This window comes from Clostridia bacterium (assembly GCA_014360065.1).
In the GTDB taxonomy this organism is placed as follows: Bacteria; Bacillota; DSM-521; order Neomoorellales; family JACIYF01; genus JACIYF01.
In genome coordinates this window covers 25,539-42,152 of record JACIYF010000007.1, presented here as the reverse complement: position 1 = coordinate 42,152, position 16,614 = coordinate 25,539, and the positions used below count along the sequence as shown (strand labels likewise).

The window sequence follows — 16,614 nt, the reverse complement described above, 5'->3', positions numbered from 1 at the left end:
AACAAAGCAATCATGGGCGAGAAATCGATGGGAGCTCCTCCCCGAGGCATAAGTCGGCGAAATGGCGCTAAGATGGGTTCTGTAATCTCATAAATGAAACTAGTTAGTGGGTTGTGGGGATTGTGAGGTATCCAGGATAGCAATACCCGGATTATTATTAGAATCTCCATCACTTGAAAAGCAACTCTTACAACTGAATCGATTAATCCCAATGCCTCAACACCTTGCTTTCTTATTCGGGGCGACTCAGTTCCTGGGAACGCATAGTTGCCCGCTCGACCGCCCGCATTAATGCCCCCCTGACCCCAGAGGTTTCCAATTCGCTTAGTCCGGCAATAGTTGTGCCCCCAGGGGAGGTAACCTGATTCTTCAAAATCCCGGGGTGTTGTTGAGTTTGCTCTACCATTTTCGCAGCGCCAATAACTGTCTCCGTGGCCAAGGCAAGGGCTAATGAATGGGGTAGACCAGCTAATACCCCGCCGTCTGCCAAAGCCTCGATAATCAGATAGACGTAAGCAGGCCCGCTTCCGCTCAACCCGGTTACCGCGTCCATAAGCTTCTCCTCTACAGTCCAGGTTTTTCCCATAGAACCCAACACTTTTTCAGCCAATTGGTGATGTTTGTTCTCCGTTTTGCTTCCCAGGGCAATAGCAGTAACCCCTGCGCCAATAATGCAAGGAGCATTGGGCATAGCCCGAATAATGGGTATGCCAGGAAGAATCTTTTCTAAATGATTTATGGTAATTCCAGCAGCAATGGAAATCAAAAGTTGATCCCCAGAGAAAAAGGAGGTGAGCGGGCGGAGTACAGTATCTACTACAGCCGGCTTAACCGCTAAGATTACGCAGCTGCAAGATTTGACCAGCTCTGAGTTATTGGTAGTACCATTTATGCCATAAAGCTCTACCAGCTCCTGGATCCGTTTTGGATCTACGTCGCTTACTTGAATCTGGTTAGGGGCAAATACACCTGACCTTATCATTCCACCAACTAAGGCCCCTCCCATAGTGCCCCCACCAATGACTCCTATTGTGTACAATTACTTTGGCACCTACCTTACTTATTTCGCCCGGTCAGATAGCTCCAAGCGCCGGATTTCCTTTTTAGCTTCAGACGCATGCGGTATAACGTCTCCAGAAATATCCACATTATTCGGAGCGAAGAGGAAGATCTGGTTGGAAATCTTCCTGGTGTACCCATTGATAGCATAAGTGACTCCGCTAATAAAGTCCAAGATTCTTTTAGCTTCTTCCATCTCGAGTTTTTCCAAATTGAGTATCACTGGACGCCGATTCTTCAAGTGGTCAGCAAGGTTACGCGCATATTCAAAGGAATTTGGAGCGGCTACCACCATTTTTACCTGCCTAGCGGTTGGTAAATCAACTACATTAAGTCGGCCGGGAGGTTGCACCTGCCCTTCCTCAGCTGAAAACTCCTCTTGGTCCATGCCCAAAAATCCCAATATCTTATCCCAAAACCCCCTACCCAACACCATCACCTCCCGCGTTCTCCAAATAGAGCTCGTCCTATTCGTACCAAATTAGCTCCTTCTTCCACTGCCACCCAGTAATCATTGGTCATACCCATAGACAAGAATTGCACCTCCACACCTGGCAAATTTCGCTTACCAATTTCCAAGGCCAGTTGCGAGAGCTTTCGAAAGACCGGGCGCGCATCTTCGGCATTCTTAAATTCCGGGGCAATAGTCATAAGACCCCTGACTCTAATATAAGCGAGCTGGGCCACTTTTTCGGTAAAGGCCTCGAGTGCATCAGGGCTTACTCCATATTTAGATGCCTCGCCGGAAACATTGACCTGAATCAAGACTTCAACGGGCCTTCCCAAACGCTCTCCCCATTTATTGATTTCTTCGGCCAGCCTGAGGCTATCCAAGGAATGGATCAAGTTTACCGCTTGGACAACTGCCCTAACTTTGTTCCGCTGCAAGTGTCCTATGAAATGCCGCTCAACGCACGAATCTAAGTAAGGAAACTTAGTCATTGCTTCTTGGACTCGATTCTCTCCAACTATCCGAACCCCTGCCTCTATAGCCTGCCTCACCACATCGAGGGGAACATTCTTAGTCACAGCTACAATCCGTACTTCTTGTGGATCTCTCCCTGACTTCGCCGCCGCCTGGGCAATTCGTTCCTTGACTAGGTCTAGATTCGCCTTTACATCAACAGCCATCCTGAAGCTCTCCTCGATTAAATCACGGTCGCAACATTGGCCCTCCAGTTGGGTTAGACACCAGGTGCTATCCTGGTAAGAACGTTCTCTCTAGGCCCAAAAAATCCTGCTTTCGCTGTTGGTCGAAATTCGACGGCCTTCTCGAACCAGGCTCGGATTGAGAATGATCCTGGTACCGGGCTCCAAGCCATCGATAATCAGCTCTTCGCCCCAATCGGCAATCACCTTAATGCTCTTCCATTTAACCTTGCCTTCGTGGACAACATATATACCTTTGGCCATGTCTTTTTCGACTATGGCCGACTGTGGCACAAGGATCCCATATATCCGGCTATACACCAGCTCGACCTCAGCTTTTCTTGTCTCCTGAAGTTGGCTATTCCAGCGAGATAGCTTGAGGACTACTGCCTTGGGAGTAACCGTTACCACCTCTGCCTCTTCCAGGCGATCCTGTCCACTAACCCGGTACCAAAGTTGTTGGGCTGGAGCCACTGTAGGCTGGCCCTCCTCATCGCGGGGAATGTAGAGAAATAAAGGAGACAGATTGTCAATTATCTTGGCAAAGGGTTGACCTGAGTTAACCTTGGCCACAGGCTTGACTTCTAGAGTCCGATTAAGCAACTGATCAGGAACTATCTTATCTAAATTGCCTGGAGTCAGGATCTTTTCCAGGCCATCAGGGTGGAAGCATATGTAACCACTTGAGTCGACCATAATGTTGAGATGCAGCGGGTTGCCACGGCTATCTAACCCACCTTCAACCACAGCTATTTTGTCGCCAACCCTAACTCGTTCACCATCATTGATCAGTGGTTTTACCACCCCGCTTATCGGCGCAACGATGGTCTTTTCCTTACGCACAACCCAAGCAGTTGCAGGCACCTTTTTTTCGGCCCACGCGGGACGTACAACCTCGGTTCTGATGAGCAAATCTTTAAAGCTGGAGACTATTGAGGTGACAATCCAGACGGCAGCAACAATGACCACTACTGTGGTGAGCGCCCGCATTACCCACCTCATGCTTTTCACTGTGGACCCCTCCGCAATCAATAACTTTAAGTGCCCAAAACTAAAACTGCCGCCATTCTCCCTGTTTTTCCCTTATCCCGTCGATGAGAATAAAACCACTCAGGCAAACAAGACGTGCATAACCTACTCTGGATGATCCGGTCGGGCTCAAGTCCATAGAATTGCAGTATCCCGGCAATAATCAGCTTTAGATCCAAGGAATATCTGTCCGAGCTTTGATTCTTTGCTGCCGCCTTATCAAACGCCTTAACCGGTGAAGGTACATTTTTGGCTAAAGCACTTACAACTTCCGCTCCAACCTGGTAGCAGCACGGACCTATACTAGGCCCAATGGCAGCAATGCAATCCTTAGGCTCCGATCCCCAACGAGCTGCCATTGCTGCTAAGGTCTTTTCAACGATACCAGCCACTGTTCCCCTCCACCCGGCGTGAATCATGGCGCCAACATGCCGCACAGGGTCAACTACATACACAGGCACACAATCGGCATGGCTAGTACACAGCCCGGTTCCCTCCTGATCGGTGATTAACGCGTCACCGACCAGAACTTCACCGCCGGTATAGGTGTAAGAATATCGGAAGGGAAGAGAATCAATGATAACCGCCTGGTCACTATGCACCTGCCGTAACCAAATGATCGCATCCACAGCTAGGCCCAGCGCACCAGCGAAGCGCCGCCGGTTCATTTCCACATTCTCAGCGTCATCGCCTACCGACCATGACAAATTGAGCTGATCATAAGGAGGCTCACTTACCCCACCTATACGGGAGGAAAAATAAGCATAAGCTGAGCTTGAGCCCACAGCCAGCGGCAAGGCCAGAAAGTCTACTCCTCCGGAGCTTTGCCATGACCACGCATCCGCAAGTAGATGGCGCAACATGGCGAAAATCCTCCTTCACCCCACAAGGAGGTTCTTGCCCTCTATATTAAAGCAATCATACCGTTGGAGCAAGGGGAACAACGGCATGGCTCAGTCTCAAGTTGCCTATTCGGAGCCCGAACGGCCAAAGGCAGGTGACCAAAAGAAAAGAGGAGATAAGAAGGGTTGTTCACTTAGCCAGAATACGCTCATGCTTAGGCTCGGTCACTGTAGGTACCTCTACTAATATTACATCCACACCCACCACCTTAACCTTGTCCCACGGAACCTCCAGGTCATCGTTTTTACCCCAAAGACTCCAAAAACGGCTGGGAGTCGGAAGGATGAGGGATTTGATTTTGCCTGCTTCAACATCCAGGTCCACATCCTTTATCGGCCCTAGGCGTCGCCCATCAACCACGTTGACCACATCTAGCATCCGCAAATCAGAGACTCTGATCAAGCCCTCACCCCCTGCTTTTCTTTATTACCAATTATATGAGGGCTTGATCCACTTATTACTCCTGGTATCCCTCCTCATCAGGTGATGATTGCCACCCTAGCACCTGTTCTAAGTGCTGGGCTGAAGCCTGCAGCCAATCCCATAGCTTAAACCGAATAGTGAAGGCTGGACTACCCTTCCCCCCGGCGGCATAGGTTGGTTGTGTGGTCGCGTTTATTGATTCATTAGCCGCGCGAGCTGCGCTCGATTGCTCGCTGACTCCGCCGGCAATATCAACTAAGCATAACGGCGGAAAAATAACGCACCACCAGTTTTGCCCTTCCCCATTACCTATAGTAACCCGAACAGCTTCATAGCTTCCGGCCGGTAACACTAACTTACCGTAGCAACGCGTCGGGAACTGCCAACGCCCCATATCAACCTGAACCGGATAGTTATAACCGTGCGCCCGGATAACCTTTTCGGCGCTGACCCTCATAAGCTCTCGGTTGTCAGCCAATTTACACCAGGCCTCTTCGGCCGAACGCGCTTGGTTTAACTCTGGCGCTACCACTTTGAGAACTTCATCTCGCACTAAGAGCTTGAGTTTCTGATCGTCGGGGCAGTCGCTATTGGCCACTACATGAAAACGTATAATGTTCCGGCATTGAAGCGGTTGATCGCCACCCTCAGACCAGCCAAACGCACTATACATGACTAGGCCGCTCAAGCCTAGGAGGAGAACTGAGAGTAGTGCTACCTTCCATTTCCGCATAACCTGTAACCGTGCCTCCCTGACTACCAGCACATCTACATGTGCTTTTGCATATGCATCAGCGCTGCTTTCTCGAGTCTGGATACTTGAGCTTGGGAAATGCCAATCTCTTCAGCTACTTCCATCTGAGTCTTGCCCTCAAAGAAACGTAAGGTTAGAATTAATCTCTCTCTAGAATTGAGCTTCTTTAATGCCTCCCGCACCGCGATGTTTTCCAGCCAATTGATGTCGAGATTCTTTTCATCACCAACTTGGTCCATAACGTAAATCGGGTCTCCTCCATCGTGGTAGATGGGCTCGAACAATGAAACTGGCTCTTGGATTGCGTCTAAAGCAAAAACGACTTCCTCGCGCGGAAGATTTAGTTCGTTAGCTATTTCTGTTATTGAAGGTTCACGAGAATGCTTATTGATTAGGGCATCGCGAACCTGTAAAGCCTTGTAAGCAATGTCTCTTAATGATCGGCTAACCCGAATCGGGTTATTATCCCGTAGATACCGCCTGATTTCACCTATAATCATAGGAACAGCATAAGTTGAAAACTTTACATTCTGACCTAAGTCAAAGTTGTCAATAGCCTTGATAAGACCAATACACCCCACTTGAAACAAATCGTCAACGTACTCCCCGCGGTTGGCAAACCGCTGGATCACGCTCAGCACCAGCCGGAGGTTGCCGTTAATGAGCTTATCACGGGCACTCTGATCGCCATTATTCATGGCTTTAAATAGGTGGCGCATCTCGTCGTTGGTCAATACCGGTAGCTTGGAGGTATTCACACCGCAAATTTCTACCTTGTTGACCACATGCAACCTCCTTTCCTTGCAAGGCATTTTTCATTATTGCCAACGGCATATACTTTTATACTGCAAAGGAAAGGAGCAGAATTGCCTTCAGGTCCAAGCATAGCGAACATGGCAAGAACATACTCAGCCTCTTAGGAACGCAGGAAAAAGATCTTTGAAGAGGGAAGTGAAGGAAGAGGCAACGGCAGGAGATTTAAGTCAAGAAAAAGGTCCGGCAAAACCGGGCCTTAACTTACTCCAACCGGATAATCTCTCGGCGCAATCGTTTAATGATCCTTTTTTCTAGCCGAGATATATAAGATTGCGAGATGCCCAAAAGGTCAGCTACCTCCTTCTGAGTTTTGGCCCGACCACCCTTTAACCCAAAGCGGCATTCCATAATCTTCCTCTCACGTGGAGAAAGCTTGCTCATAGCTGCCTGTAGGAGCTTCTTATCCACCTCTTCTTCTACGGAACGGTATGTTGCATCGGTGTCCGTTCCTAGAACATCAGAAAGCAAGAGCTCATTCCCATCCCAATCAATGTTGAGCGGCTCATCAAAGGAGATCTCAAGTCGATTGCGACTGGTCCTCCTGAGGTACATGAGAATCTCATTTTCTATGCACCTAGAGGCATAAGTGGCCAGTTTAATCTTTTTGCCCGGATCAAACGTATTCACGGCCTTGATCAGCCCAATAGTTCCTATTGACACCAGATCTTCTATTGCTACTCCTGTATTCTCAAACTTCCTAGCAATATAGACCACTAGGCGCAAGTTATGTTCGATCAATGAGGCCTTGGCATTTGTATCTCCATTTCCCAGCTGATCTAACAAGGCAGCCTCTTCCTCGTTACTTAGTGGAGCCGGCAAAGCTTCACTGCGGCCAATATAGTAGATGTCCTTGAGCAAGCCAAGCCAGCGCAGTACCTTGAGTAGCCAATGCGGTAGCTCGACAGTTCTCATTGGTGGTACCCCCCTCCGAACAACCATTTACTTCCAGCCGCCAACCCTGCCCCCCTACCCTTGCGAACCTCGGTAGGGCTAGGTGGGCAGAGGCGGAATGGCTAATTTTTCGTTATATCCGGTTGTGCGGCCTGGCCGCATGGGGCGCTCCTCGCCCCTAACTATTAGGCTCCCATGGCTAACTCCAATATCTGAGGGTGAAGCAAGGCCCTATATTCGCCGCTGGGTGATAACTTTTTCCTGTAAACTCCAATAATCACCCCCCGAATCTTAATGGGCCTCCGATCATGAACTACTACTACCTCGTCTGGCCGAAGACCAAGGAGTAAACCCTGCGGTTTACCTATAGAACTAAAAGGAATAAGTCGAACTCTTGACGCCAAGCTCGTCTGGCCTAAAATGGCGGCAATCTTTTGGGCATCAGGCTCACCATCCGTTTCAAACAGCCTGCGAACTTCCTCAGGCAATATGGGACCAAGCAAATCGTACTCAACGATCATAACTGGTTTTTGGGTTAAAGGGTCCTTGAGGTTGTTTCCGGTATCTACCAGCGCGTAAGTTGGAAAGGCTTGCTTCCCAAACCGTAAAATGATCGGAACCCTAAATAAGCTTTGAAATACATTTTTTTGAAGAAAGGGAATGCCCAGGCGAGCAAAAAACCAGGCAGCGATGATACCCACCACTAGCCAAGGGTACTTCACATCAACCAAAAAAGAAGAAACCCCGCGAATGGCTCCTAGCCGATAGAATGAACTTGAAAACATGGAAATAGCACCCACTATAGCGCCGCCGATGAGAAAAGTCACCAAGTAAAGATAACCAATGCCGTAGAGAGCCTGTATCCATCCCAAGGGCATAAAGGTTACCAGTGTCATCACGGCAGAGACTATTACCTTCCAGTAGAGAGATTCCGGTCCCCAGATAGGAACTAACCCAGTTATGCCCAAAGCTGAGAATACTGATCCTACCAAAGCACCAGCTAGTAGACGGGTAGCCGAGACCCGAAACCGACCCAGTTTGGCCACCGTCCATAGGATGACATAGTCCATAGTCAGATTAATTAAGAAATATACATCTAGGTAAACAACTGGCGGCACTAAACCACCCCGTCCACACAGGGCTACCGTTAATTGTTACCATTGTATGAAGGTAGATGACCTTTGATAACACCATTGTACCTGTCAGGCTGGCAAAAAATTGTCGCAATCCCTTACCCGAAAACGAAAAAACCAGCAGTCACCCTGCCGGTTATCTCGCATAACCCAATATATTTGTTTAAGAATGCGCCCTAGCGCCGGCGTAGAAACGCTGGTATGTCCAGCTGGTCTGTGTCGAAACCCTTAAGTTCTAGTTCAGGCAGCTCCACTTTTTTGGAAGGCTTTTGGTCGAAGCCCGTAGCAATTACCGTAATGCGGATTTCATCGCCCAAAGTCTCATCTATTACCGCCCCAAAGATTATGTTGGCATCCCGGTCGGCAGCCGAGGCAATGATCTCTGCCGCCTCGTTTACCTCGAACAACCCCAAATCGTTACCTCCGGTGATATTAAGAAGAACTCCTTTGGCTCCCTCAATCGAAGTCTCTAGCAATGGACTCGAGATGGCCATGCGGGCCGCCTCTGCCGCTCTTTTTTCTCCGCTAGCTCTACCAATACCCATGAGGGCCGATCCAGTGTCCAACATAATAGCCTTGACATCGGCAAAATCCAGGTTGATGAGACCGGGAACGGCAATAAGATCGGAGATCCCCTGCACTCCCTGCCGCAATACGTCGTCGGCAATTCGGAAAGCTTCGGTTATGGAAGTTTGCTTGTCCACCACTTGAAGCAGACGATCATTGGGAATTACGATTAGAGTGTCTACTTTAGTTCTAAGTTCAGCAATTCCTTTCTCCGCTTGCTCGGCTCGTTTGCGGCCTTCAAAGCTAAACGGGCGGGTGACCACTCCTACGGTTAGGGCCCCAGCTTGTTTGGCTAACTCAGCTACCACTGGTGCAGCGCCAGTCCCGGTTCCGCCGCCCATGCCAGCGGTAACAAAAACCATGTCCGCATTTCGAATGGCCGCCATGATTTCATCGCGGCTTTCCTCGGCTGCCTTCTTTCCAATTTCAGGATTAGCCCCAGCCCCAAGACCCTTCGTCAGCTTAGCTCCGATCTGCAGCTTGCCCTCGGCTTGGCAGAGTTGCAAAGCTTGGAGATCGGTATTGACGCCGATGAATTCTACCCCTTGCAATCCCGCCTTAATCATCCTATTAACCGCATTATTTCCGCCTCCTCCAACCCCTACTACCTTAATTCCGGCGAATTGCTCCCCGCTCACTTCCTCCAATTCTAACATGGCAAAACCTCCTTCTCACCAAACGCTCAAACTGAAATCAGCTCTCTAAACCAACTAGAAATCTTGTCCCACATTCTTCCCAATGAAGAATGCTTCTCATTAGTCAAATGCAACTGACTTGAACGCTGAGCTCCATATACAACCAACCCACAAGCTGTCGCCAGCGAAGGAAGGTTAACCATATCAGCCAAGCCACCCACATCTACCGGTCGACCCAAGCGTACCGGGAGGTTGAGGTCACGAGCAAGCAGATCAGCCAGACCCCGCGTCTGTGACACACCGCCAGTAAGCACAATACCCCCAGGCACCAACTCTCCATATCCAGACCGCTGGAGCTCTTGCTTGATCAAGCCGCAAATCTCTTGGGCTCTCGGTTCCAGAATGCTGGCCACCATCTTTAGCGAAACTTGCCGGCGCTCCTGCATCCCAATGCTGGGCACTTCAACAAAATCAGCATCTGAGGTTTCGCTTACTAGTACAGTGCCGTGCTCCTGTTTGAGCCTTTCAGCTTCACTAAGTGGCGTTCTTAGCCCTACCGCCAAGTCGCTCGTCAGGTAACTTCCGCCAACCGGTAGCACCGTTGCAAACCACAAGCTGCCCTCATGGAAGATAGCAATATCAGAAGTCCCGCCACCAATATCAACCAAGACGACCCCTAGCTCACGCTCAGCTGGCATCAATACCGCCTCGGCTGTGGCTAGTGAGCTTGCTACTAGCTCTTGAACTTCCACTCCACCCTTATAGACGCTCTTCAACAAGTTCTGAACAGCGTTGCTTGCTCCAGTTATAATCTGGCTTTCTACTTCTAGTCTATTTCCGTACATTCCAACCGGGTCAACAATGCCTCCATAGCCATCAACCGTATAATGGCAAGGAAGAACATGGATTACCCTCCGGTCTGGCGACAGTGGTATTAGCTTAGCGGCTTGTAAGACTCGTTGGGTATCCTCACTTGATATTTCTTGATCCTCTCTCGACACCGCAACTACAGCCCGGTTTCTGGAACAAGCAATATGAGGCCCTCCAATGCTGACAAAGGCAGATTCGATTTCAATGCCGCTCATTTGCTCAGCCTTTTCTACAGCCGACCGTATGGCCTTGGCCGTTGCCTCGATGTCTACTACCATTCCTTTTCGTATACCTAGAGAAGGGGTCTGGCCAAGCCCAATGATGTTTATATGGCCATCCTCCATTACCTGGCCAACAATCGCGGCCACCTTCGTTGATCCCACATCCAGGCCTACTATCGTATTACGCTTGGCCAACCACTACGCCCCCTTGGCTGCTGAGCAGGATGTTCAACAATTCCACGTTCAACCTAATTTTCCCTGCAAAAGCCTAACGTCCACGCCAGCTTTTAAGGATTTCCCTTCGCATAATGGCCAAGTTTTGAAATAGGCGCACACCAAAGGCAAATACCGCCGCTAAGTATAGCTCCACGCCCAATTGATCGCCAATGTAGGCTAGTATCCCTGCTAGGAGAGCGTTAGTAAAAAACCCGGTAAGAAAAATAGCATTATCAAAACTGTCTTCCAGCCCAGCTCGAAGGCCGCCAAAAACTGAATCCAAGGCCGCTAAAACCGCTACTGACATGTATTTAGCATAAGCTACCGGAACATGAAACGGAAACAAAAGTCCTAACATGATTCCTACTACCAGTCCAACAATCGGTAACCACATACCCCTCACCTTCCTACTCCTTTAAGCTCACTTCACCCAGCGTCGGGAAGCCCTGGTGGCCAACATCAATGTACCGGGTGGTAGGAGGAAACTGCCCTTGGCGCCACAAGCCAATGATTTTCTCTACCATATTGACCTTTTCCGTTATTACTTCCGGATTTAAGGACCCAGCTTCCCCCAGCCTAATCTCAGGACCCCACAATAGGTAAATGCTGAGGTGATTAAGCTTGTCCAAACGTATCTCGCTGATTTGGCCTCTACTCGAGTCGGACACCTTAGCCGCTATGTTGAGCAGGATGTCCCATCCCTCACCGCGTAAGCGCCCCCCTAAACTCAAGTTCTCAATATCATTGGTGCTCTGGCGACTTAGAAGCGGCAATTTTAGAGAGCTCAGCCTATCAGCCTTAGCTATACAAAATCCCTCCTGGTCTAACGCCAGCAGACCGCTACTTCCCCTGACCACTGCTACTGGCCGTCTCTCCTGAACTTCCAATGTAATAGATGAAGGAAGGTGACGCTCAATGCTTACGCCAGCAATAGCTGGCAGGGTGAGAAGCCGACGCTTAACCTCCTCGGTCCGGATGGCAAAAATATTGGTGCCGGGTTCTATACCAGCTAGCTCAACCACTTCGGGCCCGCTTAAGGTTGATACTCCTACTACCACTACTTTTTGTACTGCAAAGAATGACGATTGTAGGAACAAGTAGATGCCCCCGCTTAAAAAGATTAGTGCAAAACCTATGATAGCTATTTTTGCCTTCAATTCCATCACCTTAAAAAGCCTATCTTGCTTCGTCTCGCCGCGATCAATTGGTCGCCAATCGCTCTATCTCGGCCCCGAGACTTTTCAGTTTGCTTTCGATGTCACTGTAGCCCCGATCTAAGTGCTGGATCTGTTCCAGCACGGTAACCCCCTCGGCAGCCAAACCAGCCAGGAGGAGGCCGGCCCCAGCACGGAGGTCAGTAGTTGTAACCGTGGCCCCAACCAACTTTTTTACACCCCGAACAATGGCACTCTGGCCCTCGGTTACAATCTGGGCCCCCATCCTTCGGAGCTCATCCACGTGTTTAAAACGGCTTAAAAAGATGCTTTCGGTAATCGTACTTGTCCCCTCAGCTAGAGATAGGAGAGCCATAATCTGGGGCTGTAGGTCTGTGGGAAAACCAGGATAGGGCAAAGTCTTTACATCTACTGCCCTGGGCCTAGCCGGTCCCACAATCTCAATATAGTCCGGACCAATCGCCAATACAGCTCCCGCTTCGCCTAACTTAGCAATCAGTGCACTCAAATGCTCAGGTACGACGTTTTCTACCCTTAGAGTCCCTCCGGTAATGGCTCCTGCAATCAGATAGGTTCCTGCCTCAATTCGGTCAGGAATGATTTCGTGCTCTGCCCCGCTTAATCTTTCAACTCCCTCAATTTTAATGGTGTGAAGTCCAGCCCATGGAATTCAAGTAATTTTGTAAATCTACTATCTCGGGTTCCTTGGCAGCATTGTGTATCAATGTTGTACCCTTGGCCAGGCTAGCTGCCATCATAAGATTCTCGGTAGCGCCCACGCTAGGAAAATCTAGGTGGATATTTGCACCTACGAGTTCTCTTGCCCTCGCACTAATGTACCCTCCCTCCTGGGAGATCTCTGCCCCCATAGCTGCCAAGCCTTTCAAGTGTAAATCGATGGGACGAGGCCCAATATCACATCCACCGGGATAGCTTATGCATGCCCAACCAAACCGACCCAGCAAAGGCCCAAGGCTCAAGCAAGAAGCACGGAGCTGCCGCATTAGCGGCGACAAAACCTTCCGAGGCTGTACGTCGCGGTTATCAATTAACATGGACTCTCCATTGTGAGTCACTCTAGCGCCCAGCAGCTCCAGAACATGGCCCATAACCATTACATCGCCCAAAGCGGGCACTTGGTTGATACGGCACTTCTCCTCGGTTAAGAGAGTAGCTGCCATCACAGGAAGCGCAGCGTTCTTGGCTCCGCTAATTCTAACGGTCCCGGAGAGGGGTATGCCTCCCCTGATCCGAATGGCATTCAATTAGAACCCCCCCTGGCTTTTAGTGTCAGCTAGCCAAGAATTTGAATCTCTGTTTCCAGGAGGATGTTAAATTGTTTTTGGACTAGAGCACGAACTTCATCGATAAGCCCTAATATGTCTGAAGCTGTAGCCCTGCCAGTATTAACGATAAAATTTGCGTGTTTGGTTGAAACGCTAGCTCCTCCTCGAGTCAGTCCTTTGCCGCCAGCCTTCTCGATCAAATAGCCTGCTGCCCAGCCCGGAGGGTTAATGAAGACACTTCCTGCACTAGGAGAGTTCAACGGTTGCTGTTTTCGGCGCATAACCAGGTTTTGTCGAGCTCTCTCGGTGATATGTGCACGATTTCCCGGTTTCACTCCTAGTTCGGCTGCCAGAACTATTTTTTGGGTACCCATCAAAGACGAGCGGCGATATTCAAAGTTGAGATCTTTCCGCTGGTATTGCCTAACAACCATATCAGGATCTAGTACCTCTACTGCTCGGAGTATTTCGCCTATGCATTGACCCATGGCACCAGCATTCATGATGGTGGCCCCACCGATGGTAGCAGGAATACCCGCTAGAAATTCGAGTCCCGCCAAGGAGTGACGAATGCAGTACCCAATCAGGCTTCCCACCATGGTCCCGGCATTGACCCGCACCTTGCCTTCGCCTATAGCTTCAACTCCCGTTAGCCCACCAGCAGTTCGTATGGTAAGTCCGCGAATTCCAGCATCCTTCACTAATATGTTGGAACCGTTCCCAATTACAGTGATGGGAAGGTCATACCTTCGTGCCAACTGGCAGGCATTGAAAACGTCTTCGGCATCATATGGAATCAACAAGATGTCAGCCGGGCCACCAACCCGCCAGGTTGTATACTGCACCATAGGTGCATTACACATCACCTGGCCGCGTACCATGCTCCGAAGCTCTTTGACTGCAAGAGTATTATTGCGCACACCATTCCCACTTTCTCTTCCAACGCTAATTCATTTCGAGAAACTCTTTGCCTACTGTATAGACATCTCCCGCACCTAAAGTCAGCACCATGTCGCCCGCCTGGCAGTTATCACGTAAATAAGGGGCTACCTGACCCAATTCAGGAATATAGTAAGCGCTGGGATGACCATTTTCCTTGATAGCTTTCCAAACCAACTCGCCAGACACACCAGCCATAGGTTTTTCCCCGGCACCATAAACATCGGTAACTATTACGATATCCGCTTGGTCAAACGCTTTTCCGAACTCTCGGTAAAGATAAGCAGTCCGGGAATAGCGGTGAGGCTGAAAAACCGCAATTACGCGGCGAGGAGAATCCTGCCGTGCCGCTAGTAGGACCATTCTAATCTCAGTCGGATGATGCGCATAGTCATCAATGACGGTCACTCCCCGCGCCACCCCTATTCGGTGATAACGCCGCTTCACCCCTTTGAACAAAGCCAAGGATTCTCGGGCTACGGAAAATGGTACTCCCAGGCGGTGGGCAACAGTAACAGCAGCTAAGGCATTAGCTATATTATGACGACCACGGAGAGAGAGTTCCAAATCACCAATCAGGTCTCCATGGTAATAGACATCGCACCTGGATTTGCTTGGGGCAAATTCCAAATTTCTAGCCACATAATCAGCTTCAGCATCGATACCGTAGAGGAAATGAGGCACTTGACAATGCCTAGCGATTCGAGCTACTACGCCATCATCTGCACACAGTACTGCAAATCCCCCGGGTCTGGTTTGACTCAAAAATCTTCGGAAGGCCTCCTCGATCGTATCCAAAGAGCGATAATAGTCCAAGTGATCGGCTTCAATGTTGGTTACCACTGTAACCCAGGGGGATAGCAAGAGAAAGGAACCGTCACTTTCGTCTGCCTCGGCAACCAAGTATTCACCGAGGCCTAGTTCACCATTGGTACCACTATCCTGTGGTTGCCCCCCCAACAAGATGGTAGGGTCTGCCCCCCAGGCCTGAAGGATCCTGGCAATCATGGAACTGGTAGTAGTCTTTCCGTGAGCTCCAGCCACGGCAATTCCTTTCTTGTTTTTCATCAGCAACGCTAAAAGCTGTCCCCGTTTAATGACCGGAAGGTTCAGCTCACGAGCAGCCTGAAGCTCAGGATTATCCTCACCAATAGCCGAGGAGACTACCACTAAATCAGTATCTGCAGGCAGATAGCTATGATGGTGCCCGATCCTGACCTTGGCACCGGCAAGAACCAGTTCGTTTATGATTGAGCTAGCTTTCAGGTCAGAGCCGGATATTTGATAACCATCTGCTAACAGTACTCTAGCCAAGGCGCTCATGCCAATACCGCCGATACCAATAAAGTACACCTTGGCACCTCGGGATAACAAAGTTCCCGCCCCTTTTTCCCCTGCCCTCAATTCAGCTTCTACTTTTGCTGACATCATTTTTCCTTGCGACCTCCACAATTAAATCCAGTATTTGGTCCAAAGCTTCTGGCTTGCCCAAGTTCAGCGAAGTTTGGCGCATCTTCTCAAGCTTATACTCGTCGTTGAGCAGGTTTTCCACTTCCTGCAATAAATGCTGCCCAGTCACCTGTCTATCGGGAATCACCACCGCTGCCCCCTGGGCAGCCAGGGCTTTAGCGTTATACTCCTGATGGTTATTGGTGGCATAAGGGTACGGTACCAGCACGGCGGGCACCCCCCGTACTAAAACCTCCGCCAAAAATGATGCCCCCGCCCGACCCACCACCAGGTCAGCGGCAGCTAATGGTATATCCATATCATGAATGAATGGTTCAATCCTAATATTACCTAAGTTGGTAACATCTATTCTATTTTGTCGCAATAGTTGGTTGAACTGAAGAAATCCCTTGCTCCCAACGATTAAAATGAGGTGTCTATCCTGGCGCTTTTGCCAAGCCCGCACTAATTCAATCGCAGCCTCATTGAGGGTTTTTGCGCCTCGGCTTCCGCCTACTACCAAAGTAAGACGGTCAGAGGTTCTCAGCCCCAACCTTTGTCGGGCTTCGTTTCGATTTCGCGCGATTATTTCCGGTCGAACCGGTAGACCTGTAACTTCAGTACGAATCCCGGCAGGCAAAAACCGTCGGGCCTCAGGGAAGCTCAACATTACCAGGGCAGCTCCACGAGAGAGAATCCGGTTGGTAAGACCCGGAAAAGCATTCTGTTCGTGCAAAACCAGAGGCACCCTCGCCAATAAGGCCGCCAACCCCACCGGGCCACAAACATATCCTCCCGTCCCAACCACTATATTAGGGCGAAATCCCCGGATCAACTCCCAGGCTTGAAAGAGCCCTCGGGGAACACGAGATAAAGCCACCAGGGTTGACCAAGAAAGCCTCCGTTCCAAGCCGGAAACAGTGATAGGCCTAAACGACAGACCCTCTCGCCTGACTAGGCTAGCCTCCATTCCCCGATCTCCGCCAATAAACAGCAGCTTTATTTCCGGGAAACGGTTTTTCAACCCTCTGGCAATGGCAATAGCTGGGTAGATGTGGCCGCCAGTACCGCCGCCGGCAAGTATTACCCTCACGTTCCG

General features: G+C 49.9%; 16 protein-coding genes and 3 pseudogenes (1 of these 19 cut by a window edge). All 19 read right to left on the bottom strand.

What is annotated here, in order from left to right:
• Window positions 1–212 (bottom strand): annotated as a pseudogene (locus H5U02_02550) (YggT family protein); it reaches 67 nt to the left of the window's first position.
• A 20-nt stretch (window positions 213–232) separates the two neighbouring features.
• Window positions 233–1,006 carry a pyrroline-5-carboxylate reductase gene (gene proC / locus H5U02_02545; GenBank protein ID MBC7341320.1) on the bottom strand — a complete coding sequence of 258 codons (774 nt, stop codon included), beginning with the start codon at window positions 1,004–1,006 and terminating at the stop codon, window positions 233–235.
• 50 nt (window positions 1,007–1,056) lie between these two features.
• Window positions 1,057–1,495: pseudogene (locus H5U02_02540) on the bottom strand (cell division protein SepF).
• The gene (locus tag H5U02_02535; GenBank protein MBC7341319.1) at window positions 1,495–2,190 is read right to left on the bottom strand and encodes a YggS family pyridoxal phosphate-dependent enzyme; all 696 of its coding nucleotides are present in this window, start codon (window positions 2,188–2,190) and stop codon (window positions 1,495–1,497) included. Before H5U02_02535 ends, H5U02_02540 begins: the two are co-directional and overlap by 1 nt.
• A gap of 90 nt (window positions 2,191–2,280) precedes the next feature.
• Window positions 2,281–3,219, bottom strand: a complete 939-nt coding sequence (locus tag H5U02_02530; GenBank protein ID MBC7341318.1) for a hypothetical protein — start codon at window positions 3,217–3,219, stop codon at window positions 2,281–2,283.
• Window positions 3,220–3,245: 26 nt separating this feature from the next.
• A complete protein-coding gene (pgeF, locus tag H5U02_02525) occupies window positions 3,246–4,100 on the bottom strand; it encodes a peptidoglycan editing factor PgeF (GenBank protein ID MBC7341317.1) in 855 nt (284 codons plus the stop codon).
• Between the two features lie 169 nt (window positions 4,101–4,269).
• Window positions 4,270–4,539: a YlmC/YmxH family sporulation protein gene (locus H5U02_02520; GenBank protein ID MBC7341316.1), complete on the bottom strand. Its 270-nt coding sequence runs from the start codon at window positions 4,537–4,539 to the stop codon at window positions 4,270–4,272.
• A gap of 58 nt (window positions 4,540–4,597) precedes the next feature.
• The gene (gene spoIIR / locus H5U02_02515) at window positions 4,598–5,296 is read right to left on the bottom strand and encodes a stage II sporulation protein R (GenBank protein MBC7341315.1); all 699 of its coding nucleotides are present in this window, start codon (window positions 5,294–5,296) and stop codon (window positions 4,598–4,600) included.
• A gap of 35 nt (window positions 5,297–5,331) precedes the next feature.
• Window positions 5,332–6,129: an RNA polymerase sporulation sigma factor SigG gene (gene sigG / locus H5U02_02510; GenBank protein MBC7341314.1), complete on the bottom strand. Its 798-nt coding sequence runs from the start codon at window positions 6,127–6,129 to the stop codon at window positions 5,332–5,334.
• A 205-nt stretch (window positions 6,130–6,334) separates the two neighbouring features.
• The gene (sigE, locus tag H5U02_02505; GenBank protein ID MBC7341313.1) at window positions 6,335–7,045 is read right to left on the bottom strand and encodes an RNA polymerase sporulation sigma factor SigE; all 711 of its coding nucleotides are present in this window, start codon (window positions 7,043–7,045) and stop codon (window positions 6,335–6,337) included.
• Between the two features lie 164 nt (window positions 7,046–7,209).
• Window positions 7,210–8,142, bottom strand: coding sequence for a sigma-E processing peptidase SpoIIGA (spoIIGA, locus tag H5U02_02500; protein ID MBC7341312.1), 933 nt, complete (start codon window positions 8,140–8,142; stop codon window positions 7,210–7,212).
• Between the two features lie 191 nt (window positions 8,143–8,333).
• Entirely contained in the window at window positions 8,334–9,380 is a 1,047-nt protein-coding gene (ftsZ, locus tag H5U02_02495; protein ID MBC7341311.1) for a cell division protein FtsZ, read from the bottom strand.
• Window positions 9,381–9,406: 26 nt separating this feature from the next.
• Window positions 9,407–10,645, bottom strand: coding sequence for a cell division protein FtsA (ftsA, locus tag H5U02_02490; GenBank protein ID MBC7341310.1), 1,239 nt, complete (start codon window positions 10,643–10,645; stop codon window positions 9,407–9,409).
• Between the two features lie 73 nt (window positions 10,646–10,718).
• Window positions 10,719–11,060: a small basic family protein gene (locus tag H5U02_02485; protein MBC7341309.1), complete on the bottom strand. Its 342-nt coding sequence runs from the start codon at window positions 11,058–11,060 to the stop codon at window positions 10,719–10,721.
• A gap of 13 nt (window positions 11,061–11,073) precedes the next feature.
• On the bottom strand, window positions 11,074–11,823 hold the full coding sequence (locus H5U02_02480) for an FtsQ-type POTRA domain-containing protein (protein ID MBC7341308.1): 750 nt from the start codon (window positions 11,821–11,823) through the stop codon (window positions 11,074–11,076).
• A gap of 43 nt (window positions 11,824–11,866) precedes the next feature.
• A pseudogene (gene murA, locus H5U02_02475) lies at window positions 11,867–13,106 on the bottom strand (UDP-N-acetylglucosamine 1-carboxyvinyltransferase).
• Window positions 13,107–13,135: 29 nt separating this feature from the next.
• A complete protein-coding gene (gene murB / locus H5U02_02470) occupies window positions 13,136–14,047 on the bottom strand; it encodes a UDP-N-acetylmuramate dehydrogenase (protein MBC7341307.1) in 912 nt (303 codons plus the stop codon).
• Window positions 14,048–14,072: 25 nt separating this feature from the next.
• Window positions 14,073–15,494, bottom strand: a complete 1,422-nt coding sequence (locus H5U02_02465; GenBank protein ID MBC7341306.1) for a UDP-N-acetylmuramate--L-alanine ligase — start codon at window positions 15,492–15,494, stop codon at window positions 14,073–14,075.
• Complete coding sequence (gene murG, locus H5U02_02460; GenBank protein MBC7341305.1) at window positions 15,472–16,608, bottom strand: undecaprenyldiphospho-muramoylpentapeptide beta-N-acetylglucosaminyltransferase; 1,137 nt, start codon at window positions 16,606–16,608, stop codon at window positions 15,472–15,474. The genes H5U02_02465 and murG overlap by 23 nt, the downstream gene beginning before the upstream one ends.
• Window positions 16,609–16,614: the final 6 nt, after the last annotated feature.